Source organism: Streptosporangium sp. NPDC023615 (genome assembly GCF_040640155.1).
GTDB lineage: Bacteria > Actinomycetota > Actinomycetes > Streptosporangiales > Streptosporangiaceae > Streptosporangium.
The window spans coordinates 186,766-208,448 of the sequence record NZ_JBFABE010000005.1; the positions used below are offsets into that span (position 1 = coordinate 186,766).

The following is a 21,683-nucleotide window of genomic DNA, read 5'->3' on the forward strand; positions in this document are numbered from 1 at the left end:
CCGGTCCCGGGCGTCACGCGGCCCGCCCCGATCAGCCGAGGGTGAGCGTGACGTTGTCGATCAGCCTGGTGGTCCCCACCCGCGCCGCCACGGCGAGGATCGCCTCTCCCGTGTGATCGTCGCCGACCTCCGCGAACGTCGCCGGATCGACCAGCACCAGGTAGTCCAGGACCAGCGACGGCTCGGCGTCCAGCACCGCGCGGGCTGCCCTGCGGACCAGGGGCGCCCTATGCTCCCGCACCCCCTCGTCCAGCGCGCGGGACAGGGCCAGCGCCACCGGCCGGTCCTCCGGCGACAGGTAGCGGTTGCGGCTGGACAGCGCCAGCCCGTCCGGCTCGCGGATCGTGGGCGCCCCGACGACGGTGACCGGCAGGTTCAGGTCGGCGACCATCCGGCGGATCACCGCGAGCTGCTGGGCGTCCTTCTGCCCGAACACCGCCACGTCCGGCTGGACCAGGTTGAACAGCTTCAGCACCACGGTCAGGACGCCGTCGAGGTGGCCGGGGCGGAACTCCCCCTCGACGACCGAGCCCATCGCCCCGGCGGAGACGCCGACCTGCCTGCCGGGCGGGTACATCTCCTCGGCGGACGGGGCGAAGACGATCCCCACCCCCTCGGCCCTGCAGATCTCCAGGTCGGCCTCGAACGTACGGGGATAGCGGGAGAAGTCCTCGGAGGGACCGAACTGGAGCGGGTTGACGAAGATGCTCACCGCCACCTGGTCCGCCCGCTCCCGGGCCAGCCGGATGAGGGAGCGGTGCCCCTCGTGCAGCGCGCCCATGGTCGGCACGAGAGCCAGCGCGGTCCCGCCGGAGAGGGCGCCGGCGCCGACCCCCAGGGCCTCACGCGCCTTGATCAGTCCTGCGCGGTCGTCCGCCACGATCACTGTGACCTCCGGGAGGTGTTCCGGCTTTCCGGCCGGGAGGGGGTGCTCCGGCCTTCGGGCCGGAGGGCGGCGCTCCGGCCGCCGGGTCGGAGAGGGACGGACCGGCCGCCGGGCCGGGAGGAGGCGTTCCGGCCACCGGGCCGGTGGCGGACGACGTTCCCGGGGAGACCGGGCACCGGCCCCGGGGTCCGGGTCAGGTCCACGTGTTGCCCCCCAGGGCGTCCAGCAGGCGCTCGGCGGCCTCCGGCTTGAGGAGCCCGGCCGCCAGTGCCCTGTCGGCGGTGAGCCTGGCCAGGGCCACGTAGGCGTCCGCCGCCTCGGGGGCGGCGAGGATCAGCGCGTCCACGTGCTTGCGGACGGTCCCGGCGTCGCCGCGTACCACCGGCCCGGTCAGCCCGGCGATCCCCAGCCTCAGCACGTTCTCCAGGGCCGCGCCGAGCAACGGGCCCAGCATCCGGCCCGGCTGCTCCACACCGATCCGCTCCAGCAGCTCCGAGGACTCCGCGATGAGCGTCACCATGTGGTTGGCGGCCCCCGCCAGGGCCGCGTGGTAGAGCGGCCGGTCCTCGTCGGCGATCCAGACCGGCTCGCCCTCCATCTCGATGACCAGGGCCTCGGCCACCGCGCGGAGCGCGTCAGGCGCGGTCACCCCGTAGGAGATGCCGGTCAGGCGGCGCATGTCGTCGTCTCGGCCGGTGAAGGTCATCACCGGGTGCAGCGCCAGGGGCAGCGCCCCGGCCTTGATCGCCGGATTCAGCACCGCCAGCCCGTACGCGCCGCTGGTGTGGGCCACCAGCTTGCCCCGCAGATCGGCGCCGGTCCCCACCAGGCCGGAGACGAGACCGGGCAGTACGTCGTCGGGGACCGTCAGCAGGACGAGGTCGGCGTCGGCCACCACGTCCTCGGGACGGACCGGGACGAGCCCGAGCCGTTCGACCGCCCGATCCCTGGAGGCGTCCGAGACGCCGCTCGCCGCGACGACCCGGTGCCCCGCCCTGACCAGCGCGGCGCCGAGCGCCGAACCGACCTTGCCCGCTCCGACCACTCCGACGGCCAGTCGTGCCGGGCGATCGACTGCGTCCATGACGTCCCGTCCTTCGACCATGTGGGGGCTCCGTGCCCGATTGACCAGCGTAACGGGCCGTGCCGCGCTGACCGTGTGAAGGCACGTTTCCGGTCCGGGCGGCGAGGTTCCCCCACAAGGGTGTCAAACCGGATCTCCGACGGGACACCGGGACCCGCTGAACGACCCGCGAGGACGGGAGAACCGGTGAGCGGATGACCCGCGCGGACGGGAGAGCCGGCGGGGGAAGAACGCGCGAGGACGGGAGAACCCTTGAGGAGGAACGCGCGGGGGCGGGGGCCGGCGGAGGGAGGACGCGCCGACGTGGCCTTGGTCGCCGCCGCGCGCGCCGGTGACAGAATGCGGTCATGCGTTCACTCCAATCGTCGGCACGAGTCGATCTCGTCCCCCCGCCCCGCCGGGTAGCGTCTGAGGACGTGTGGCTCACCTGGCGCGCCGCGATGGAGCATGCGCTCTACGGCGAGAGCGGTTTCTACCTCCGGGAGCGTCCCTCGGGTCACTTCCGCACCTCCGTCGGCGCCTCCCCCATGTTCGCCGAGGCCGTGCTGCGCGAACTCGTCGCCGTCGACGAGGCGCTCGGCGGCCCCGACGTGCTCGACCTGGTCGACATCGGCGCCGGTGAGGGCGGCCTGGCGGCCGGAGTGCTCGCCGCGGCCCCGCCCGCGCTGCGGCGGAGGCTGAGGGTGACCGCGGTCGAGCTCGCCCCACGGCCCCCGGCCCTGCCCGAGGAGATCGTCTGGACCAGGACCGCCCCGGACGGGATCTGCGGCCTGGTGATCGCCAACGAGTGGCTGGACAACATCCCGGTCGACATCGTCGAGCAGACGGCCACCGGGCCACGGCTGGTCCTGGTCAACATCATCGACGGTGAGGAGCGGCTCGGCGGCAGGCCCGGCGAGGCCGATCTGGCCTGGCTGGACCGCTGGTGGCCGATGCGGCTCACCGGGGAGCGGGCCGAGATCGGCCGCCCCCGGGACCGGGCGTGGGCGTCGGTGATCGTGCGCCTGGCCCGTGGCCGGGCGATCGCGATCGACTACACCCACTCGGTGGACGACCGGCCGCCCTACGGGACGCTGGCCGGGTACCGCGACGGGTCGACGGTGGCGCCGGTGCCCGACGGGTCGTGCGACATCACCGCCCACGTGGCGCTCGACGCCTGCGCCGCCGCCGGGGAGAGCGCCGGGGCGGTCACGACGGCGCTGACCACGCAGCGCGAGGCACTGCGCGCCCTCGGCGTCACCGGACGGCGCCCACCTGCCGAGCAGGCCGCCAGCGACCCGCGCGGCTACCTGCGCGCCCTGGCCCGGGCCTCGGAGGAGGCGGAGCTCATCGCGCCGGGAGGACTCGGCGGGTTCGGCTGGCTCTCCCAGAGCCGTCCCTGAGATCGGAGCCCCGCCGGGCGACGCCACCGGCGATGTCGCCGGGCACGTCACCGGGCGATGTCGCCGGGCACGTCACCGGCCGCCGTCAGCGGTCGCGGTCGTCTGGCGGGGTCGCGTGGTACAGCTCGGTGATGGTCGTGGCGACGCCGAAGCCGAGGACCGGGTCGGGACGATCGGACAGCAGGCTGTCGTACAGCGGCCGATAGTGGGCGATCTTCCTGGGGGTACGGCCGTCGTCCCCGTGCGTGGCGAGGAGCTCGCCGCCCCCGGCCACGAAGCCCGTCATGGCCGTGTGGTCGATCCAGATCTCCACGTCGGAGTCGCCGAGGGTCAGGACGGTCTCCTTGCTGCTGGAGCCGGCGAGCCAGCTTGTGCGCAGCCTGGCCGTGCCCACCCGGCCCCGGGAGCGGTACTCGCAGACGCACCAGGCACTCGCGCCCCCGTCCATCCGCCGGACGGACACGAGCGCCGTGAGGTCGACGAGGCGGGAGAGCATGCTGAGCTGGTTCACCCCGGAGTCGGTCCAGCTGGAGACGTACGAGGTGAAGGCGTCCTCGCCCCGTAGGACGTAGGGGTCGTAGAACGCCGAGGTGATGCCCGTGACGGGTCCCCACTCCTCGTGCGCGGCGATCTGCTCCGCGGCCCAGAGGACCTCGGGCGAGAAGGCGAAGTGATGCGCGGTGAAGACGCGGTCCCGCGCGTCGGCCGCCCCGCCCGGGGACTCCACCAGCCGGGCGAGGGAGGCGAGATCGTGGACGAGGGGCTTCTCGACCAGCACCCGCGCGGTGGAGCGGGTGAGGGCCTGGACGACCAGGTCCGCGTGCGTGGCGGTGGGCGTGGCGAGCACGATCAGGTCGGGCCGATGCTCTTCGAGCGCTTCGGCGAGAGAGCCGTGGTGAGGCGGCCTGGCGCCGCGGAACTCGGGTGGTTCCGCGAGCCGGGGGTCGGCGGTGAACTCCAGGGAGACCTCGGGTCGTTCGGCGAGGACCGCCAGGTGGGTCTCCGCGATGATCCCGACCCCGACCAGCCCGACCCGGACAGGATCACTCATCTGACTCTCCTTCTCCTTCGCGCTTCGGGAAGCCGGCCACGCCCGGAGGCCTTCTCCCCACCTCGGCTGACCGTTTCGGCTCTCCACCCCGACCCGTCACTCCGGCTCACCGCTCCGATCGGGCCGGTTCAGATCCGCACCCGGAGGGATTCCAGACCTCGGATGACGTAGCCGGGTTTCCAGGCGGGTTCGGTGACGAGCTCCATCGCCGGTGCTCTGCGCAGCAGTGCGCCGAACGACTCGATCAGCTCGATCCTGGCCAGGGGCGCCCCCAGGCAGAAGTGGATTCCCGCACCGAAGGAGATGTGCGGGTTGTCGGCCCGGGCCACGTCCAGGCGGGTGGGGTCGGCGAAGGCCTCGGGGTCGCGGTTGGCCGAGCCGAACAGCAGGGCCACCTCGGTGCCCCTGGGGATGTCGACCCCGCCCACCGAGACGTCCTCCAGCACCCAGCGCTCGAACATCTGCAGCGGCGTGTCCCAGCGCATCAGCTCCTCGACCGCGGTGGGCAGCAGGCCGGGGTCGGCGCGGAGCCGCTCCAGCTCGGCCGGGTTGCGGAAGAGCGCCCACCAGCCGTTGCCGGTGACGTTGACCGTGGCCTCGTGCCCGGCGTTGAGCAGCAGCACGCAGGTGCCGACGAGCTCCTCCTCGGTGAGCCGATCCCCCTCGTCGGCCACCAGGGCGAGCGCGCTGATCAGGTCGTCGCCCGGGTCGGCCCGCCGGGCGCGGGCCAGATCGACGAGGTAGGCGGAGAACTCCTCGGCCGCGCGTACGGCCGTGTGCTGGGCCTCGGCCGACGGCCGCAGCTCGTACATCCCGCAGATCTGGGCCGACCAGGGCCGCAGCAGGTGCCGGTCCGCCTCGGGTACGCCGAGCATCTCGGCGATCACCGCGACCGGGAGAGGCTCGGCCACCTCGGCGATCAGGTCCCCGCCACCGCGCTCGACGAAGTCGTCGGCCAGCCTCCCGGCCATCCGGGCCACCTTGGGCCGGAGCGCCTCGACCATGCGCGGCGTGAACGCCCTCGACACCAGCCTTCGGAGCCGGGTGTGCACCGGCGGCTCGACGTCGAGCATTCCCGCCCTGATCACCCGCCAGAACGGGTCCTGGAACTCCGGGTCGTCCGGCCTGCCGAACTCGGCGTGGGTGGCGACGTGCAGGTAGGAGCGGCCGAGCCTGCGGTCGCGCAGCAACGCGTTGACGTCGGCGTGCCGGGCGACGAGCCACTGGCCGGTCGGCTCGAAGAAGCTGACCGGCCGCTCCCGTCTCAGTTCGTCGTAGGCGTCGTACGGGTGGGCGACGAATTCCGGATTCCAGGGATCAAAGCGCACATGAGCATCGTAATCCGGCCTGAAAGGCGGGCCGGTCACCCGACCTCACACGGGGCGATCCTTCTCGTCCGGCCGGGTCTCCGCCCGGAGGGGGCCACGCGGCCCGGTTCCCGCCTGCTCCCCCTCACCCGGCCCCGAGGATCCGCTCGCGCCGGGGGACCCGGCCGGCCCTGCATCCGGTCCGGAAGACCCCGCCGTCCCGGAAGAACCGGCCGTCCCGGAAGGGCCTGCGGGCTCGGAAGGCCCGGCCTCGTAGCGGGTGTGCAGCTCGACCGGCTTCTGGCCCGTCTTGCGGCGCATCCGGATGTTCAGCAGTTCCACCAGCAGCGAGAAGGCCATCGCGAAGTAGATGTAGCCCTTGGGGATGTGCTGCTCGAAGCCCTCGGCGATGAGGACGACGCCGATCAGCACCAGGAAGGACAGCGCGAGCATCTTGATGCTCGGGTGCTGGTCCACGAAGCGGCTGATCGGGCCGGAGGCGAACAGCATCACCAGGACCGCGACGATGACGGCCGCGATCATGACGCCCAGCTCGTCCACCATGCCGACCGCGGTGATCACCGAGTCGAGCGAGAAGACGATGTCGAGGATCATGATCTGGACGATCACGGAGGCGTAGGAGGAGGCCGTCCTGCCCCCGGCGTGGCCGGAGTCGCCCTCCAGGCTGCCGTGCATCTCGTGGACGCTCTTGGCCAGCAGGAACAGGCCGCCGAGTATCAGGATCAGATCTCGCCCGGATATCCCGTGCCCGAACACCTCGAAGAAGGGTTCGGTGAGTCTCACCACCCACGCGAGCGCCACCAGCAGGGCGAGGCGGCTGAGCAGGGCCACGAGGAGACCCAGCCTGCGCGCCTTGTCCCGCTGCTCGGGGGGGAGCCTGCTCACCAGGATCGAGATGAAGATGATGTTGTCGATCCCCAGGACGATCTCCAGGGCGACAAGGGTGAAGAACCCTATCCATATCTCCGGGTTGGTCACCCAGTCCATTGCTTTCTCCTTTGTCGGCCCGGGGGGAACAGAGCCGGCCGGCGGCCGGAACGGTTCTTCGGCTGACTGCCTGGACGACCGGGAGCCCTCAGGAGTTCCTCACGCGCCCTTCCGTGTCGAAAGTCACCGCCCGTGCCGTCCCGTGGCGCGTGTCCGGACTTGCGAAAGGGCGGCGGCCGTCGGTTATAGTTCCCCCGTAGGTCATGAGTGCCAGTGACAAGCCCCGGCTCGCTGGCCGGCAACCCTCGCGTCCGCGGCGGGGTGCCCCGGGTGAGGACCTGGTCCGGCACGAGGTGTGCCGGGCAAGCGCGGGCTTCGGGTGCCTATGTCTCATGGGTCGAGGTCCGATGACCTCGAAGGAGCCCCGACATGTCCGCCCTGACGATCTTCGACTCTTCCACCCCCGTCGCCGACGTCCTCGCGACCCCGGCCCCCGCGACCGCGGTGACCGGCGGGGCCGGGGCGGGCGGCGACCGGCCGATCCCCGCCGTGCTCGGCTCGGACCTGGAGGTCCCGGTCAGGGGCGGCAGGCTCGTCCGCTACGCCAACCTCGACTACGCCGCCAGCGCCCCCTGTCTGGAGCCGGTCGGCGCCGCCGTCGCCGCCGCGCTCCCGGCCTACTCCAGCGTCCACCGGGGCGCCGGGTACGCGTCCCAGCTCACCACGGCCCGCTACGAGCAGGCCCGGCACACGGTGCGCGCCTTCGCCGGTGCGCGCCCGGACGACTCGGTGATCTTCACCCGCAACACCACCGACGCGACCAACCTGCTGGCCCGCAGCCTGCCGGAGGGCACCGTCGCGGTCGTGTTCGACACCGAGCACCACGCCTCGCTGCTGCCCTGGAAGCGCGCGGTGCGGCTGCCGGTGCCCGCGTTCCCCGGCGAGGCCGTCCGCGCCGCCGACGAGGCCCTGGACTCGATCGAGGGCCCGGCGTTGCTGGTGGTGACCGCCGCCTCCAACGTCACCGGCGAGCTCTGGCCGATCGCCGCGCTGGCCCACATCGCGCACCGCCACGGCGCCCGCGTCCTGGTCGACGCCGCGCAGCTCGTCCCGCACCGCCGCCTGAACCTGACCGCGCTCGACCTGGACTACGTGGTCTTCTCCGGCCACAAGCTCTACGCCCCGTTCGGCACGGGCGCGCTGATCGGCCGCTCCGACTGGCTGGCCGACGCCGAGCCGTACCTGCGGGGCGGCGGCGCGGTGAGGGCCGTCGGCGACGACGGGGCCGAGTGGCACGACGACCCCGAGGCCCGGCACGAGGCCGGCACCCCGAACGTGCTGGGCGCCGTCGCGCTGGCCGCGGCCTGCGACGCCCTGTCCGCCACCGGCTGGACCCCCCTGATCCGGGAGGAGGAGCGCCTGCTGGCGCGGCTGCGCGCGGGCCTGGCCTCCGTCCCCGGCGTGCACGAGCTCTCCCTGTGGGGGGCCGACCACCCGCGCGTCGGCATCGTCTCCTTCGTGGTGGACGGCCACACCGCCCGCGAGGTCGCCGAGACCCTCTCCGCCGACCACGGCATCGGCGTCCGCGACGGCAAGTTCTGCGCCCACCCCTTCGTCCGCCACCTGCTGGGCGCCAAGGACGGCGGCTGCGACGACGTCACCGCCTCGGCGGTGCGCGCCTCCATCGGCATCGGCACGACCGAGGAGCACGTGGACCGGCTGATCGGCGCCCTGCGGGATCTTGCCTCGCGCGCCTGACGTGACAGCATGGGACCCATGACCGAACCTCACGCCCAAGGCGCCGCGCCCCGCGAGCTGAGCGTGGGCATGGGCGCGGGGGCCGCCGCCGTGGGCGGCGCGCACGGCAAGGAGCTCGCGACCGAGGACATGGTCCTCAACATCGGGCCGCAGCACCCGTCCACGCACGGCGTGCTGCGGCTGCGGCTCACCCTGGACGGGGAGCGGATCTCCTCGGCCGAGCCCATCGTGGGCTACATGCACCGGGGCGCCGAGAAGCTGTTCGAGGTGCGCGACTACCGGCAGATCATCGTGCTGGCCAACCGGCACGACTGGCTGTCGGCGTTCGCCAACGAGCTGGGCGTCGTGCTCGCGGTGGAGCGGATGCTCGGCATGGAGGTGCCGGTCAGGGCGGTGTGGACGCGGACGCTGCTGGCCGAGCTCAACCGGGTGCTCAGCCACCTGATGTTCCTCGGCTCCTACCCGCTGGAACTCGGCGCGATCACGCCGGTCTTCTACGCCTTCCGGGAGCGCGAGACCCTCCAGGCGGTGATGGAGGAGATCTCCGGCGGGCGCATGCACTACATGTTCAACCGGGTCGGCGGCCTCAAGGAGGAGCTGCCCGAGGGGTGGACCGGCCGGGTCTCGGCGGCCGTGGCCGACGTGCGGCGCCGGCTGCCCGACATCGAGAACCTGATCTCCGGGAACGAGATCTTCCTCGCCCGTACCCGCGGGGTGGGCGTCCTGGATCGGGAGACCATCATGCAGTACGGCGTGAGCGGCCCGATCGCCCGCGCCTCCGGCGTCGACGTGGACCTGCGCAGGGACGAGCCCTACCTCGCCTACGGAGAGCTGCCGGTGAAGGTCGTCACCCGCTCCGCCGGGGACTGCCACGCCCGCTTCGAGGTGCTGCTGGAGCAGGTGAAGGTCTCCCTGGACCTGGCCGACGCCTGTGTGGAGCGGCTCCTCGACCTGCCCCCCGGGCCGGTCAACCAGCGTCTGCCCAAGGTGCTCAAGGTCCCCGAGGGCCACACCTACGCGTGGACGGAGAACCCGCTCGGGATCAACGGCTACTACCTGGTGTCGCGCGGGGAGAAGACGCCGTGGCGGATGAAGCTCCGCTCGGCCTCCTTCAACAACGTCCAGGTGCTCCGCGAGCTGCTGCCGGGGCACCTGGTCCCCGACATGGTCGCCATCCTGGGCTCGCTGTTCTTCGTCGTCGGCGACATCGACAAGTGAGAGACGGCCCGCCCCCATGACCGATTCCCCCCCGGACGCGGAGCGGACGAGCTCCCCCGCGGCCGTCCCCGATCCCCCGCCGTCCGGCCGGGCGCCGTCCCGGCGGGACAGGTACGTCGACTGGCTGCGCGCGATCAGCCTGGTCGTCGTGGTGATCTGGCACTGGGCGTTCACCATCCTGGAGTGGGGACCGGACGGCCCCTCGCCGACCAGCCCGCTGGGCTTCACCTCGGGGCTGTGGATCCTGACCTGGCTGCTCCAGGTGCTGCCGCTCTTCTTCTACGTGGGCGGGCACGTCCACCTGCTGTCGTGGAACCGTGCCTACGAGCGCGGGGTCGGCATCGGCGCCTTCGTGTGGCGGCGCATCCGCGGCCTCGCGATCCCGGCGCTGGCGCTGGCCGGGACCTGGGTCGTGCTGGGCGTGTTCGTGACGCGGGCGTTCGGCGTCGGCTGGATGGACCGGGTGGTCCTGCTCGTCATCAGCCCGCTGTGGTTCATCGGCGTGTACCTCGTGCTGATCGCCCTGCTCCCGGTCGCGCTCTGGTTGCACCGGCGCTACGACGTGCTGGCGCTGATCTGGCTGGCGGGGGCGGCGCTCGTCGTCGACGTGCTGCGGCTGCGCTACGGGTACGAGGCCGCGGGCTGGCTCAACATGATCATCGTCTGGGGGCTGGCCCACCAGGCCGGGTTCTTCTACGACAGGGTGGTGGCGCTGCCCCGCCGCTTCGACATGGCGATCCTGTGGACCGGCCTGTTCGCCCTCTTCGGCCTGGTCTACTCGGGCATCTACCCGGGGTCGATGGTGGGCGTGCCCGGCGACAGGCTCTCCAACATGGCGCCCCCCACCTTTGTCATCGTGGCACTGCTGATCTTCCAGATCGGCCTGGTGGAGGTGATCAGGCCCTCCATGGAGCGTCTCCTCGACCGCCCCCGGTGGCAGGGCGTGAACGAGACCGTCAACCGGTTCGCGCTCCCGCTGTTCCTGTTCCACACCACCGGCATGGCGATCTGGGTGGCCCTGACCTGGTGGGTGGCGGGCAGCGGGCCCGCCCCCCTGGTCCGGCCCGACCTGTCGTGGTGGCTGGAGCGCCCCCTGGCCGTGGGCGGGGCGCTGATGTGCACGCTCCCGGTGATCATGCTCTTCGGGCGCAGGTGGGCGGGGCGGCGGTAGCGCCCCCCGCTCCGGCGGCCCGCGCCGTCACCCGCCCCGGACGGCCGCCCGTACCGGCGCCCGTCGTCCGCGGTGTCCTCGGGAAACCCCGCGCCCGTGTCAGCGCTCGTCGTCCGCGGTGTCCTTGGGGACCTTGCAGCAGTACTCCAGGTACAGGGCGGCGCAGACCAGCAGCACGCAGGCCAGCGTCGATCCGCCGGCGACGAAGAAGTCGCGGCGGGGCACCTCCTGCCCCAGCAGTTCGACGGTGTAGAGGGCGAACCCGGCGAAGATCCCGCCGAAGACCGCCCCGCCGTACGCGGAGGCCTTGGCCAGCGCCGCCAGGCGGGCCACGGCCAGGGGTTCGACGGGCTCGGTGCCGGGCCTGCGCTCGATCCTGGCCTTCGTCATCCACCCGCTGTAGAACTCGCCGACCGCCAGCAGCAGCACCGTCGGGATCGCCGTCCACGGCACGGCCTGCAGGTCCGAGTAGAACGGCCGCAGGAGCGACCAGGTGAGGACGGCGAACACGACGAGGAGCCCGACGAGGACGCCGGGACGGGTGGGCCTCACGCGGGCCCGCCCAGGGTCAGATCGGTGCGCGGCCGCACGTAGGCCTGGTCGAGGCCGGCCAGCAGGTCGGCAACCCGCCTCCCGGACAGGACGGCGCCGGGGTCGGCCCGTACCCACGGGACCAGCACGAAGGCGCGCTCGTGCGCGCGGGGATGAGGCAGCGTGAGGTCGGGGTCGTCCATCACGACGTCCCCCACGGTGATCAGATCGACGTCCAGGGTGCGCGCTCCCCAGCGCTCCACCCGGACCCGGCCGAAGGCGTTCTCCACACTCTGAGCACGATCGAGCAGGCTCCGGGGTTCCAGCGCGCTCTCGGCGATCACCACCGCGTTGAGGTAGGCGCCCTGTTCCGGACCGCCGACCGGGTCGGTCTCGTAGACCGGGGAAGCCGCGACGAAGGTGAGGTCCGGCCCGGCGAAGAGCGCCTCGACCGCTCCGCGCAGGGTGGCGTGCCGGTCGCCCAGGTTGCTGCCGAGCGCCAGGACCACCCTCATGCCCGGCTCCGGGTGATCGTCACGATCACGTCGTCGAACGGCAGCGGGATCGGCGCGGACGGCTTGTGCACGCTCACCTCGGCCGCCAGGACGGGTTCGCGGTCCAGGCAGACGTCGGCCAGGCGCTGGGCCAGGGTCTCGATCAGGTCGACCGGCTCGCCCTCCACGACCCGTACGAGGTCCTCGGCGAGCTCGCCGTAGTGGACGGTCCTGGAGAGGTCGTCGCCGGCCGCCGCGGGTGCCGTGTCGAGGAAGAGCGTCACGTCCACGACGAACTCCTGGCCGAGCTCGCGTTCCGCCGCCAGCACGCCGTGCCGCCCACGGGCCCGCAGGCCCGTGACGCTGATCCGGTCGGCCGCCCGCCGGGCTCCGGCCGGACCGTGGGGCGTCTCCCGTACCGGATCGCGGAACGTACCGCCCGGCGGATCGCGCAGGAGGTCGAGGGCGGGGTCGTGGAGGGGGTCTCGGAGGGGGTCGCCGAACGCCCCGCGGCCGGGGTCGGCGGGCCGGCCCGGATCGGCGGGCGGGCCGGGGAGCAGGCCGTCGACCGGGTCGCCGATCAGCTCGCTGACCCCGTCGTGGATCCGCAGCGGCGCCGGATCGTGAGGTCCGCCACCGGTCCCCTCACCGATGTCGCCGTCACCGGGCCCTGCGCCGGCGCGCTCGCTCACGCGGCCTCCTCGTCCTCGTCCTCGTCGTCGCCCTGCAGCACGGGGGAGCCGTGGTGCAGCCAGAGCCGCCACCCCGCCGACGTCCGCACGAAGGTGTTGCTCGCCACCACCTTGCCCGCGGCGAAGCTGGAATCACCTTCGTCGCCCGCGGTGAGGATGTTCTCCTCACAGGTGAGGACGGCGACGTCGCCGAGGACCATGACGCGGACGTCGGTCAGCACGAACTGGATGTAGGGCGTGTTGGCCATGATCAGCGCCCAGGAGCGCAGCACCTCCTGGCGGCCGTTCACGATCGGCCATCCGGGGTGCACGCAACTGATCTGCTCGCCCTCGATGTCCTCGGCCCAGATCTCGGTCATCCGGTCCAGGTCGGCGTTCTCGATGGCGGTGTAGAACTCCTGGTTGACCGTCTCGACGGCGGTGGTGTCGACGCTCATGATCTCGCTCCCTGAACTGCGGCAGCCACACGGACGGCGTCCGCGTTCGGGCGGACATCGTGCACGCGCACGCACCAGGCCCCCGACAGCGCGGTGAGCGCGGTCACGGCGAGGGTGGCGTCGTCACTGTGGATGAAAGGACGTGGCGTGCCGTCCGGTCCCGCCAGCAGGCGGCCCAGGAACCGCTTCCGCGACGCCCCGACGATGAGCGGGTACCCCAGTTCGGCGAGGCGGTCGAGGCCCGCGATCAGCGCCCAGTTGTGCTCGGGGTTCTTGGAGAAGCCCAGCCCCGGATCGAGCACGATCTGCCGCTCGGACACCCCCTCGGCGAGCACGGAGGCGACCCGCTTGGCCAGTTCCTCGCGGACCTCACCCACCACGTCGCCGTAGACCGCCCGGCGGTCCATGGCGTGACTGTGCCCCCGCCAGTGCATCACCACGTACGCGACGCCCGAGGCGGCGACCACCCTGGGCATCTCCGGATCGGCCAGCCCGCCGCTGACGTCGTTGACCATCCTCGCCCCGGCCTCGACGGCCATCTGGGCCACCTCGGCCCTCATCGTGTCGACGCTGACGGTGACGCCCTCGCGGCTCAGGCCGCGGACGACCGGCTCGACCCTGGCCAGTTCCTCCTCCAGGGACACCCGGGCGGCACCGGGCCTGGTGGACTCGCCGCCCACGTCGACGATGTCGGCGCCCTGCTCGACCAGCTCCAGGCCGTGGCGCACGGCCTCGACGGGGTCGAACCACCGGCCGCCGTCGGAGAACGAGTCGGGAGTCACGTTGACCACGCCCATCACGAGGCACCGGCCCGCGTCCGGCAGCCCGGGCACACTCCACGTAGTCATGCGGACAAGCCTAGGCGTTGTCCGCGGTTCGCCTGTGTCGTGGGTCCGGCTTGCGCCATAACGAATCCGCACACGCGCCGCTCCCGGCCGCCTTCCCGGGGTCGCGGGAAGGCGGCCGGGAGCGGCCGGAGGACGGGGCGGTCAGCGGCGGATGATGAGGGCCATCGCCTCGGCGCGGGTCTTGTCGCTGCTGCGGAAGTCGCCGCGGACGGCCGAGGTGATCGTCTTGGCCCCGGGCTTGCGGACGCCGCGCATGGTCATGCAGAGGTGCTCGCACTCGATCACGACGATCACCCCCCGCGGCTGGAGCACGTTCATCAGCGCGTCGGCGATCTGCGAGGTCATCCGCTCCTGCACCTGGGGACGCCTGGCGTAGACGTCGACCAGGCGGGCCAGCTTGGACAGGCCGGTGACCTGTCCCCTGGCGTTCGGGATGTAGCCGACGTGGGCGACGCCGTGGAACGGCACGAGGTGGTGCTCGCAGGTCGAGTAGACCTCGATGTCGCGCACCAGCACCATCTCGTCGTGGTCGACGTCGAAGACCGTGGTCAGCACGTCCTCGGGCGTCTGTCCCAGCCCGGCGAACTGCTCGGCGTAGGCACGGGCCACCCGGGCCGGGGTCTGCTGGAGGCCGTCCCGGTCGGGGTCCTCACCGATGGCGATGAGGATCTCCCGGACGGCGTTCTCCAGCCGGACCGCGTCGACCTTGAGCGGCTGCACGCCCCCCACGCTCAGTTCCCGTCCCTGGGCACCGAGTCGGGGTGACCCGTCCCGGCGGGAAGGGCGCCGTTGCCGCCGGGTGCCTGCTCGCCCGGCGGGAGCGAGCCGTTGCCGGACTGCTCCTTGCGGGTCAGGATCGGCGGGCGGTTGGAGGGCAGCCGCTTGCCGTAGCCGGAGTAGGAGGGACGCTTCTCCCTCACCACGACGGGTGCGAAGATCTGCAGCACCTGGTCGCGCGAGAGGGTCTCCTTCTCCATCAGCTCCAGCACCAGGTTGTCGAGCACGTCACGGTACTCGACGAGGATCTCCCAGGCCTGGTCGTGCCCGGCCTCGATGAGGCGGCGGACCTCCTCGTCGATCGTGGAGGCGATCTTCTCGGAGTAGTCGCGCTCGTGACCCATCTCGCGGCCGAGGAAGACCTCGCTGTTGCCGCTGCCGAACTTGCGGGCGCCGAGCTGCTCGCTCATGCCGTACTCGGTGACCATGCGGCGGGCGATGGAGGTGGCCTTCTCGATGTCGTTCGAGGCGCCGGTGGTGGGCTCGTGGAAGACGAGCTCCTCCGCCGTACGGCCGCCGAGCAGCATCGCGAGCTGGTCCAGCATCTCCGAGCGGGTCGCGAGGAACTTGTCCTCCATCGGCAGCGTCATCGTGTAACCGAGGGCGCGTCCACGGGACAGGATCGTGATCTTGTGGACCGGGTCAGAGTTGGGCAGCGCGTGCGCGACCAGGGCGTGACCGCCCTCGTGGTAGGCGATGATCTTCTTTTCCTGGTCCGACATGAGGCGCGACTTGCGCTCGGGACCGGCCATCACCCGGTCGATGGACTCCTCCAGGAGCTCCATCGTGATCAGCTTCTGGTCGGCCCGCGCGGTGAGCAGCGCGGCCTCGTTGATCACGTTGGCCAGGTCGGCACCGGTGAACCCGGGCGTCCGGCGGGCGATGATGTCGAGGTCGACGCCCTCGGCGAACGGCTTGCCGCGCCCGTGCACCTTGAGGATGCCCTTGCGGCCCTCCAGGTCGGGGCGGTCGACGGTGACCTGCCGGTCGAAACGGCCCGGGCGCAGCAGCGCGGGGTCGAGGATGTCGGGCCGGTTGGTCGCGGCGATCAGGATCACGCCGCCCTTGACGTCGAAGCCGTCCATCTCGACGAGGAGCTGGTTCAGCGTCTGCTCGCGCTCGTCGTGCCCGCCGCCGAGGCCGGCGCCGCGGTGGCGGCCCACCGCGTCGATCTCGTCGATGAAGATGATGGCCGGGGCGTTCGCCTTGGCCTGCTCGAACAGGTCGCGCACCCGGGAGGCGCCGACACCGACGAACATCTCCACGAAGTCGGAACCGGAGATGGAGTAGAACGGCACCCCGGCCTCACCGGCGACGGCCCTGGCGAGCAGGGTCTTGCCGGTTCCGGGCGGGCCGTAGAGCAGCACACCCTTGGGGATCTTGGCGCCGATCGCCTGGAACTTGGCCGGGGCCTGGAGGAACTCCTTGATCTCCTGGAGCTCCTCGATGGCCTCGTCGGCGCCCGCGACGTCGGCGAAGGTGGTCTTGGGGGTGTCCTTGGTGATGAGCTTCGCCTTCGACTTCCCGAAGTTCATCACCCGGGAGCCGCCGCCCTGCATCTGGTTCATGACGAACAGGAAGATCAGCACGATGAAGACGATCGGCAGGAAGCTCACCAGCAGCCCGACGAGGAAGCTCTGCTGGGGCACCTCGACGTTGTAGCCGTTGGGAAGCTTGCCCGCGGCCCTGGCGGCCTGGAGCTTCTCGGCGAGCTGGACGCCCTGACCGGTCACCCACATGGAGTAGTAGCGCTTCTTGTCGGTCAGCGTGACCTCGATGCGCTGATCCTTGTCGATGATCTTGGCGTTGGAGACCTTGCCCTCGTCGATCCAGCTGATGATCTGGGAGGTGTCCTTCTTCTCGTAGTTGCCGTCCCCACCGAGCATGGTGGAGGCGAGAAGAAGCACGACGACGATGCCCAGGATCCACAGCAGTGGCCCACGTGTAAATCGCTTGAGATCCATCCGATGCGGAACCCCGGCGGGCCCGTCCCTTCCTGACCAGAGCCTGGCAACCCCGGGCGAACCCGGGGTTCGCGGTATCCCTAACCGCTCCAACTGACTACCCCGGGGGCGGCCTCGGCCACCCCCTCGGTCGTCCGAAGGTACACCGGCGCGACGCGCGGGGTTACCCGCGCGGTGCACACCGGCTTTGCCCTACCAACGTACGTCAGGTAGGTCCGTGTTCCCCGCCGCTATGGGCAATGTCGCGTTTGTGAATGACACACTTCGCGCAGGGCGTACTTTTCGGTTCGCCCATACCTCTTCCCGCCCCGGCCCGCCCTGCTCCGGCCGGTGTCGGCCCGGCCTCAGCCCGCCCCGTACACGTGCGGGGCGAGGGTGCCGATGAACGGGAGGTTGCGGTAGCGCTCGGCGTAGTCGAGGCCGTAGCCGATCACGAACTCGCCGGGGATGTCGAAACCGATGTACTTCACGTCGATCGGCACCTTCACCGCCTCCGGCTTGCGCAGCGCCGCGCAGATCTCCACCGAGGCGGGATTGCGCGAGCGCAGGTTCTGCACCAGCCACGACAGCGTCAGGCCGGAGTCGATGATGTCCTCCACGACCAGCACGTGACGTCCGGCGATGTCGGTGTCGAGGTCCTTCAGCACCCGTACGACACCCGAGGACCTGGTGCCCGCCCCGTAGGACGACACGGCCATCCAGTCCATCTGCACGGGCAGGTGCAGGGCCCTGGCCAGGTCCGCCATGACCATGACCGCGCCCTTGAGCACGCCCACGAGCAGCAGGTCCTTGCCCGCGTAGTCCTCGTCGATCCGGCTCGCGAGCTCCTTGATCTTGGCCTGGAGCTCTTCCTCGGGAATGAGGACCTTCGCGAGGTCCCTGCCCATGTCGGCTGCGTCCACCTGGGAATTTCCTTACGAGAAGGGGCTGTCTACCTGTCTGGCGAATATCAGGGTGTCATACCGCCGGACCACCGCCACCCCCCCGGGCACCTCTATGCGCCGCTGACCCCGCCAGGCCGTCACCAGACGGTCGATCTGCAGCACGTGCGAGGCCGCGAGCGTGCCCGGCGAGGCCCCGGCGCCGATCACAGCCCGCCGCAGCACCCGGCGGCGCACCGCCGCCGGCAGGTCCTCCAGCTCCGGTACGGCCACCCTCACCGCGACGATATCGCTAAGAGCGCAATCGATGACGGCCGCGCGGTCGTAGACCTCACCCGCCCAGGCGTCGAGCGCGTCGGCGTCGTCCCGGCACAGGGCGGCGGTCCTGGCGAGCGCCTCGGCCATTCCCGGGCCGAGCTCGTCCTCCAGGACGGGCAGCAGCCGCCTCCTGACCCTGACGCGGGTGAAGCGCGCGTCGAGGTTGTGCGGGTCCTGCCACGGCGTCAGGCCGAGCGCCGCGCAGGCCGCCACGGTCGTGGCGCGGCCGAGCCCCAGCAGGGGCCGGCGGTAGAGGCCGGCCAGGGCGGGCATGCCGGCCAGCGAACGGGTGCCGCTCCCCCTGGCCAGGCCGAGCAGGACGGTCTCGGCCTGGTCGTCCCTGGTGTGCGCCAGCAGCACGGCGGCGGCGCCGAGCCGCTCCGCCGCCCGCGACAGGGCCGCGTACCGCGCCTGCCGGGCCGCGGCCTCCGGCCCCCCCTCGGTGCCCACCGAGACCGGCAGCGCCTCGGCGGGGTCCAGCCCCAGGCCGGGCGCGAGGGCGACCACGTCGTCCGCGCGCGCGGACGAACCCGGTTGCAGTCCGTGGTCGACGGTCAGCAGGCCGGCGCGGAGCCCGGCGCGCGGCGCGACGAACCCCAGCGCGGCCGCCAGGGCCAGGGAGTCCGCGCCGCCGCTGCACGCGGCCAGCACCAGCCGGCCCGGCTCCAGGTCGCCCAGCGCGAGTCGTACGGCACGGCGGACGTCGGCGACGGCGGGATGCGGACCCATGACGGCCATTGTCCGGCCTCCGGCGGGCGGTGCCGCCCTCCGGCCGTCGATCGGCCGCCGACCGGCCGACGGTCAGCCGACGGAGCCGCCGGCCGGGATGGCCGGGGTGTCGACGACCCGGGAGATCCAGCGTTCCGGGGCGGCGATCTCGGCCTGGGTGGGGAGGGTCTCCGACGAGGTCCACACCTTGTTGAAGCCGTCGATGCCCACCCGGCCCACGACCGTGCGGACGAAGGCCGAGCCCTCGGCGTACTGCTTCATCTTGAGGTCGAGGCCGAGCAGCCTGCGGACCGTGCGGTCCAGGCGGGAGCCGCCCTCGCGGCGGTGGTGGAACTTGGCGCGGATGTCGGCGACCGAGGGCACCACCGAGGGGCCGACCGCGTCCATCACGTAGTCGCCGTGCCCCTCGACCAGGGTCATCACCGCGGTGAGCCGGTCGAGGATCACCTTCTGCTCGGGCGTCTGGATGGCGTCGATGAGGTTGCCCTCGCCGCCCCTGACCACGTCGGTGAACGTGCCGGCGGCCGAGCGGAGCCGCTCCAGCAGGACGGGCAGGTCGATGTCGGAGGCCAGCAGGAAGTCGGTCGTCTGCGACCTGACGTACTCGCGCAGCCAGGGGACGCCGGTGAACTGCACCCGGTGGGTCTCCTCGTGCAGGCAGACCCAGAGCCGGAAGTCACGCGGGTTCACGTTGAGCTCCTGCTCGGCGTGAACGATGTTCGGCGCGACCAGCGTGAGCCGGCCGGTGGGCGCCTGCCCGGTCGGGTCCGGCGGCAGGAACAGCTCGTACTGCCCCAGCACCCGGGAGGCCAGAAAGGCCAGCACCGCGCCCACCTCGACCCCGGTGACGCGCGAGCCCACCGCGCTCACGATCGCCGGCGTCTGGTCCCTGCGGGCGGCCATCCGCTCGGTGAACGGCTCCAGCACCACCCGGAAGCCCTCGACGTTGGCCTTGATCCAGCCGGGCCGGTCCACGACGGTGGCGGTCTGCGGCGCGGTCTCGGTGTCGATCCGGGTGAACTCGCGGACGTGCCCCTCGGCCTCGCGCGAGAGCCGTCGGAGATCGGCGACGGCCTGGCGGGCCTCCTCTCGGCTCACTTGCGGCCCGGGGCGCACCAGGCGCGTTCCGGTCGCTACGGCAAGGTCCCAATCGATCACCTGCATACCGTCCACCGTACGTGCTCCCTCGCCCGGCCGCGCACCCGGAACCCGTGATCAGCCGGAGGCGACCACCGCGGCGAGCCGGTCCAAGGCCGCCTCCGCCTTTCCCCAGCCGGGCGGGACGTCGTCGGCCATGAACGCGAAGGTCACCAGGCGTCCGGCCCGCGTGACGGTCATCCCCGCCAGGGTGTTGACCCCGTCGAGGGTGCCCGTCTTGGCGCGGATCAGCCCGTGGGCCGAGCGCAGCCGGTCGAAGCGGTGCCCCAGGGTGCCGCTGAAGCCGGAGATCGGCATGCCGCCGGAGATCGCGTGCAGGCCGGGGTTGCCCGGGGCCGTCGCCGCCGCGACCAGGCGGGCCAGCGCCTCGGGGGTGATGCGGTTCCGCGGCGAGAGCCCGCTGCCGTCGAAGACCCGCACCCCCCGGGCCACGCCGAGCCTGGCCAGCACCGCGCCCACGGCCGCGGCGCCGCCGTCGAAGGAGGCGGGCTTGCCCTCCTTGATCGCCACGTGCCGGGCCAGCGCCTCCGACAGGTCGTTGTCGCTGAGCGTGAGAGCCCGCTCGACCAGCGCGTAGACCGGGGCGGAGTCGACGCGGGCGATCTCCTCGGCGCCCGCCGGGGCCCTGGAGCGGCCGGCCGAGGACGAGACCTTCACCCCGTACCTCGACAGCAGCGACACGAACGCGGCGTGCGTCGCGCGGGAGGGGTCGGCGACCCGGCCGCTGTTCCCGGGCGAGGCCCTGCCCTCGTCGAGCATGAGCGCCGTGACCGGGGCGACGCTGCCCTCGGGCACGTACCCGGGCTTCCACGTCGCGGCGGTGCGCGGCCCGCTGTAGAGGAAGTCGTCGTAGGCCACCGTCACCCTGGCCGTCCCGGCCGCCTTGAGCGCCTTGGCGGTACGCGAGGCGAGCGTGGCGAGCGCGGCGGGCCTGGGATAGACCTGGCGGGACGCCGCCCGGGGACTCGCCAGCGTGGGGTCGCCCCCGCCGACGAGGACGATCGTGCCGGGCGAGGCCCCCCGCACCACGCGGGTGCTCAGCCGGGCGTCGGCCCCCAGGGAGGCGAGCGCGGCGACCGAGGTGACCACCTTGGTGGTGGAGGCGGGGGTGAGGCCCTCGGCGGCGCCGCTGCCGAACAGCACGGTGCCGGTCTCGGCGTCGAGCACCGCGGCGCCGACGCTCCCGCCCAGCGCCGGGTCACCCAACGCCTTGGTCAACCGCTCCGCCAAAGTACCCTTGGCAGGGAGAGGCCCGTTCCCCCCCGCGGCCAGCACCGGACCCGCGGTGATGACCGGGACGGGGGGCGGCTTCGCCGACGCCACCGGCTCGGGTTCCCCCCGGACCAGCGCATCGCCGGTGAGCAGGTGCGCGCCGGCCGCGACGACGAAGATCTGCAGCAGGACGAGAGTGATCACGGCCACCCACCGATCACGCCGCATCACGCCGCCGACCTCTCATCGTCATAACCATCAGGCATAAAACGCTTACGAGACATTAACGCCCAACCGGGGGTGCCCGGAGGGTTGAGTGGAGGAACCGCGGTGGAGTTCGACGTTCTCGTTGAGATTCCCAAGGGGCAACGGAACAAGTACGAGGTGGACCACGAGTCGGGCCGCATCAGGCTCGACCGCATGCTGTTCACCTCCACGCAGTACCCCGCCGACTACGGCTTCATCGAGGACACCCTCGGCGAGGACGGCGACCCGCTCGACGCCCTGGTGCTCCTGCAGGAACCGACCTTCCCCGGCTGTCTGATCAAGTGCCGGGCGGTCGGCATGTTCCGGATGACCGACGAGAAGGGCGGCGACGACAAGGTCCTGTGCGTCCCCGCCACCGACCCCCGGATGGAGCACATCCGCGACATCCACCACGTGCCGGAGTTCGACCGGCTGGAGATCCAGCACTTCTTCGAGGTCTACAAGGACCTGGAGCCCGGGAAGTCCGTCGAGGGCGCCAACTGGGTCGGCAGGGTGGAGGCCGAGGAGGAGATCGTGCGTTCCATCCAGCGGGCCAAGGACGATCCGCACGGCAAGCACTAGACCGCCCCC

21 protein-coding genes and 1 riboswitch are annotated in these 21,683 nt (G+C 72.1%); of the genes, 5 read left to right on the plus strand and 16 right to left on the minus strand.

From position 1 onward, the window contains the following. Nucleotides 1-31: 31 nt before the first annotated feature. The gene (panC, locus tag AB0G16_RS06295; protein WP_362799627.1) at nucleotides 32-838 is read right to left on the minus strand and encodes a pantoate--beta-alanine ligase; all 807 of its coding nucleotides are present in this window, start codon (nucleotides 836-838) and stop codon (nucleotides 32-34) included. 241 nt (nucleotides 839-1,079) lie between these two features. After that, nucleotides 1,080-1,970, minus strand: coding sequence for a DUF2520 domain-containing protein (locus AB0G16_RS06300; protein WP_362799459.1), 891 nt, complete (start codon nucleotides 1,968-1,970; stop codon nucleotides 1,080-1,082). Nucleotides 1,971-2,386: 416 nt separating this feature from the next. Between AB0G16_RS06300 and AB0G16_RS06305 the strand changes: the two genes are divergently transcribed. Beyond that, on the plus strand, nucleotides 2,387-3,352 hold the full coding sequence (locus AB0G16_RS06305; protein WP_362799462.1) for an SAM-dependent methyltransferase: 966 nt from the start codon (nucleotides 2,387-2,389) through the stop codon (nucleotides 3,350-3,352). An 85-nt stretch (nucleotides 3,353-3,437) separates the two neighbouring features. Here the strand turns inward: AB0G16_RS06305 and AB0G16_RS06310 are convergent, their stop codons facing one another. The 3 genes from AB0G16_RS06310 to AB0G16_RS06320 form a co-directional block, all read right to left on the minus strand. Continuing rightward, entirely contained in the window at nucleotides 3,438-4,403 is a 966-nt protein-coding gene (locus AB0G16_RS06310; protein WP_362799465.1) for a Gfo/Idh/MocA family oxidoreductase, read from the minus strand. A gap of 128 nt (nucleotides 4,404-4,531) precedes the next feature. After that, entirely contained in the window at nucleotides 4,532-5,731 is a 1,200-nt protein-coding gene (locus AB0G16_RS06315) for a cytochrome P450 (protein ID WP_362799468.1), read from the minus strand. Nucleotides 5,732-5,776: 45 nt separating this feature from the next. Further along, entirely contained in the window at nucleotides 5,777-6,718 is a 942-nt protein-coding gene (locus AB0G16_RS06320; protein WP_362799470.1) for a TerC family protein, read from the minus strand. A gap of 199 nt (nucleotides 6,719-6,917) precedes the next feature. Next, nucleotides 6,918-7,033, plus strand: a riboswitch (SAM riboswitch). A 54-nt stretch (nucleotides 7,034-7,087) separates the two neighbouring features. On the opposite strand from AB0G16_RS06320, the gene AB0G16_RS06325 reads away from it, so the two are divergent. Genes AB0G16_RS06325 through AB0G16_RS06335 form a run of 3 tightly spaced genes read left to right on the plus strand, consistent with a single transcriptional unit; the run spans nucleotide 7,088 to nucleotide 10,805 of the window. Further along, the gene (locus tag AB0G16_RS06325; protein WP_362799473.1) at nucleotides 7,088-8,416 is read left to right on the plus strand and encodes an aminotransferase class V-fold PLP-dependent enzyme; all 1,329 of its coding nucleotides are present in this window, start codon (nucleotides 7,088-7,090) and stop codon (nucleotides 8,414-8,416) included. Between the two features lie 18 nt (nucleotides 8,417-8,434). Beyond that, a complete protein-coding gene (locus tag AB0G16_RS06330; RefSeq protein ID WP_362799476.1) occupies nucleotides 8,435-9,634 on the plus strand; it encodes an NADH-quinone oxidoreductase subunit D in 1,200 nt (399 codons plus the stop codon). 16 nt (nucleotides 9,635-9,650) lie between these two features. Continuing rightward, entirely contained in the window at nucleotides 9,651-10,805 is a 1,155-nt protein-coding gene (locus AB0G16_RS06335) for an acyltransferase (protein WP_362799479.1), read from the plus strand. A 99-nt stretch (nucleotides 10,806-10,904) separates the two neighbouring features. Here the strand turns inward: AB0G16_RS06335 and AB0G16_RS06340 are convergent, their stop codons facing one another. The 11 genes from AB0G16_RS06340 to dacB form a co-directional block, all read right to left on the minus strand. Next, nucleotides 10,905-11,357 carry a DUF3180 domain-containing protein gene (locus AB0G16_RS06340; RefSeq protein WP_362799482.1) on the minus strand — a complete coding sequence of 151 codons (453 nt, stop codon included), beginning with the start codon at nucleotides 11,355-11,357 and terminating at the stop codon, nucleotides 10,905-10,907. After that, nucleotides 11,354-11,851: a 2-amino-4-hydroxy-6-hydroxymethyldihydropteridine diphosphokinase gene (folK, locus tag AB0G16_RS06345; RefSeq protein WP_362799485.1), complete on the minus strand. Its 498-nt coding sequence runs from the start codon at nucleotides 11,849-11,851 to the stop codon at nucleotides 11,354-11,356. Before folK ends, AB0G16_RS06340 begins: the two co-directional genes overlap by 4 nt. Continuing rightward, nucleotides 11,848-12,198 carry a dihydroneopterin aldolase gene (folB, locus tag AB0G16_RS06350; protein WP_362799630.1) on the minus strand — a complete coding sequence of 117 codons (351 nt, stop codon included), beginning with the start codon at nucleotides 12,196-12,198 and terminating at the stop codon, nucleotides 11,848-11,850. Before folB ends, folK begins: the two co-directional genes overlap by 4 nt. Before the next feature lie 320 nt (nucleotides 12,199-12,518). Next, a complete protein-coding gene (locus tag AB0G16_RS06355; RefSeq protein ID WP_362799487.1) occupies nucleotides 12,519-12,959 on the minus strand; it encodes a nuclear transport factor 2 family protein in 441 nt (146 codons plus the stop codon). Further along, nucleotides 12,956-13,807: a dihydropteroate synthase gene (folP, locus tag AB0G16_RS06360; RefSeq protein WP_362799490.1), complete on the minus strand. Its 852-nt coding sequence runs from the start codon at nucleotides 13,805-13,807 to the stop codon at nucleotides 12,956-12,958. The genes AB0G16_RS06355 and folP overlap by 4 nt, the downstream gene beginning before the upstream one ends. Before the next feature lie 141 nt (nucleotides 13,808-13,948). Next, on the minus strand, nucleotides 13,949-14,527 hold the full coding sequence (folE, locus tag AB0G16_RS06365; protein ID WP_362799493.1) for a GTP cyclohydrolase I FolE: 579 nt from the start codon (nucleotides 14,525-14,527) through the stop codon (nucleotides 13,949-13,951). Nucleotides 14,528-14,538: 11 nt separating this feature from the next. Beyond that, entirely contained in the window at nucleotides 14,539-16,548 is a 2,010-nt protein-coding gene (ftsH, locus tag AB0G16_RS06370; protein ID WP_362799496.1) for an ATP-dependent zinc metalloprotease FtsH, read from the minus strand. Nucleotides 16,549-16,892: 344 nt separating this feature from the next. Beyond that, a complete protein-coding gene (gene hpt / locus AB0G16_RS06375) occupies nucleotides 16,893-17,450 on the minus strand; it encodes a hypoxanthine phosphoribosyltransferase (RefSeq protein WP_362799498.1) in 558 nt (185 codons plus the stop codon). 12 nt (nucleotides 17,451-17,462) lie between these two features. Continuing rightward, nucleotides 17,463-18,485, minus strand: coding sequence for a tRNA lysidine(34) synthetase TilS (gene tilS, locus AB0G16_RS06380; RefSeq protein ID WP_362799501.1), 1,023 nt, complete (start codon nucleotides 18,483-18,485; stop codon nucleotides 17,463-17,465). A gap of 63 nt (nucleotides 18,486-18,548) precedes the next feature. After that, nucleotides 18,549-19,640 carry a zinc-dependent metalloprotease gene (locus AB0G16_RS06385; RefSeq protein WP_362799503.1) on the minus strand — a complete coding sequence of 364 codons (1,092 nt, stop codon included), beginning with the start codon at nucleotides 19,638-19,640 and terminating at the stop codon, nucleotides 18,549-18,551. Between the two features lie 51 nt (nucleotides 19,641-19,691). Further along, on the minus strand, nucleotides 19,692-21,050 hold the full coding sequence (dacB, locus tag AB0G16_RS06390) for a D-alanyl-D-alanine carboxypeptidase/D-alanyl-D-alanine-endopeptidase (protein ID WP_362799505.1): 1,359 nt from the start codon (nucleotides 21,048-21,050) through the stop codon (nucleotides 19,692-19,694). 126 nt (nucleotides 21,051-21,176) lie between these two features. Here dacB and AB0G16_RS06395 point away from each other — a divergent pair, with 126 nt between their 5' ends. After that, nucleotides 21,177-21,674 (plus strand): inorganic diphosphatase, encoded by a 498-nt coding sequence (locus tag AB0G16_RS06395; protein ID WP_362799507.1) that lies wholly within the window; start codon nucleotides 21,177-21,179, stop codon nucleotides 21,672-21,674. Nucleotides 21,675-21,683 lie beyond the last annotated feature (9 nt).

Excerpts from the sequence above, each read along its gene's own strand:
- AB0G16_RS06335 (WP_362799479.1), top strand. The coding sequence starts at position 9,651 with ATGACCGATTCCCCCCCGGACGCGGAGCGGACGAGCTCCCCCGCGGCC.
- AB0G16_RS06355 (WP_362799487.1), bottom strand. The coding sequence starts at position 12,959 with ATGAGCGTCGACACCACCGCCGTCGAGACGGTCAACCAGGAGTTCTAC.
- AB0G16_RS06300 (WP_362799459.1), bottom strand. The coding sequence starts at position 1,970 with ATGGACGCAGTCGATCGCCCGGCACGACTGGCCGTCGGAGTGGTCGGA.
- AB0G16_RS06330 (WP_362799476.1), top strand. The coding sequence starts at position 8,435 with ATGACCGAACCTCACGCCCAAGGCGCCGCGCCCCGCGAGCTGAGCGTG.
- tilS (WP_362799501.1), bottom strand. The coding sequence starts at position 18,485 with ATGGCCGTCATGGGTCCGCATCCCGCCGTCGCCGACGTCCGCCGTGCC.
- ftsH (WP_362799496.1), bottom strand. The coding sequence starts at position 16,548 with ATGGATCTCAAGCGATTTACACGTGGGCCACTGCTGTGGATCCTGGGC.
- folP (WP_362799490.1), bottom strand. The coding sequence starts at position 13,807 with ATGACTACGTGGAGTGTGCCCGGGCTGCCGGACGCGGGCCGGTGCCTC.
- folK (WP_362799485.1), bottom strand. The coding sequence starts at position 11,851 with ATGAGGGTGGTCCTGGCGCTCGGCAGCAACCTGGGCGACCGGCACGCC.
- AB0G16_RS06310 (WP_362799465.1), bottom strand. The coding sequence starts at position 4,403 with ATGAGTGATCCTGTCCGGGTCGGGCTGGTCGGGGTCGGGATCATCGCG.
- AB0G16_RS06325 (WP_362799473.1), top strand. The coding sequence starts at position 7,088 with ATGTCCGCCCTGACGATCTTCGACTCTTCCACCCCCGTCGCCGACGTC.
- AB0G16_RS06385 (WP_362799503.1), bottom strand. The coding sequence starts at position 19,640 with ATGCAGGTGATCGATTGGGACCTTGCCGTAGCGACCGGAACGCGCCTG.
- AB0G16_RS06320 (WP_362799470.1), bottom strand. The coding sequence starts at position 6,718 with ATGGACTGGGTGACCAACCCGGAGATATGGATAGGGTTCTTCACCCTT.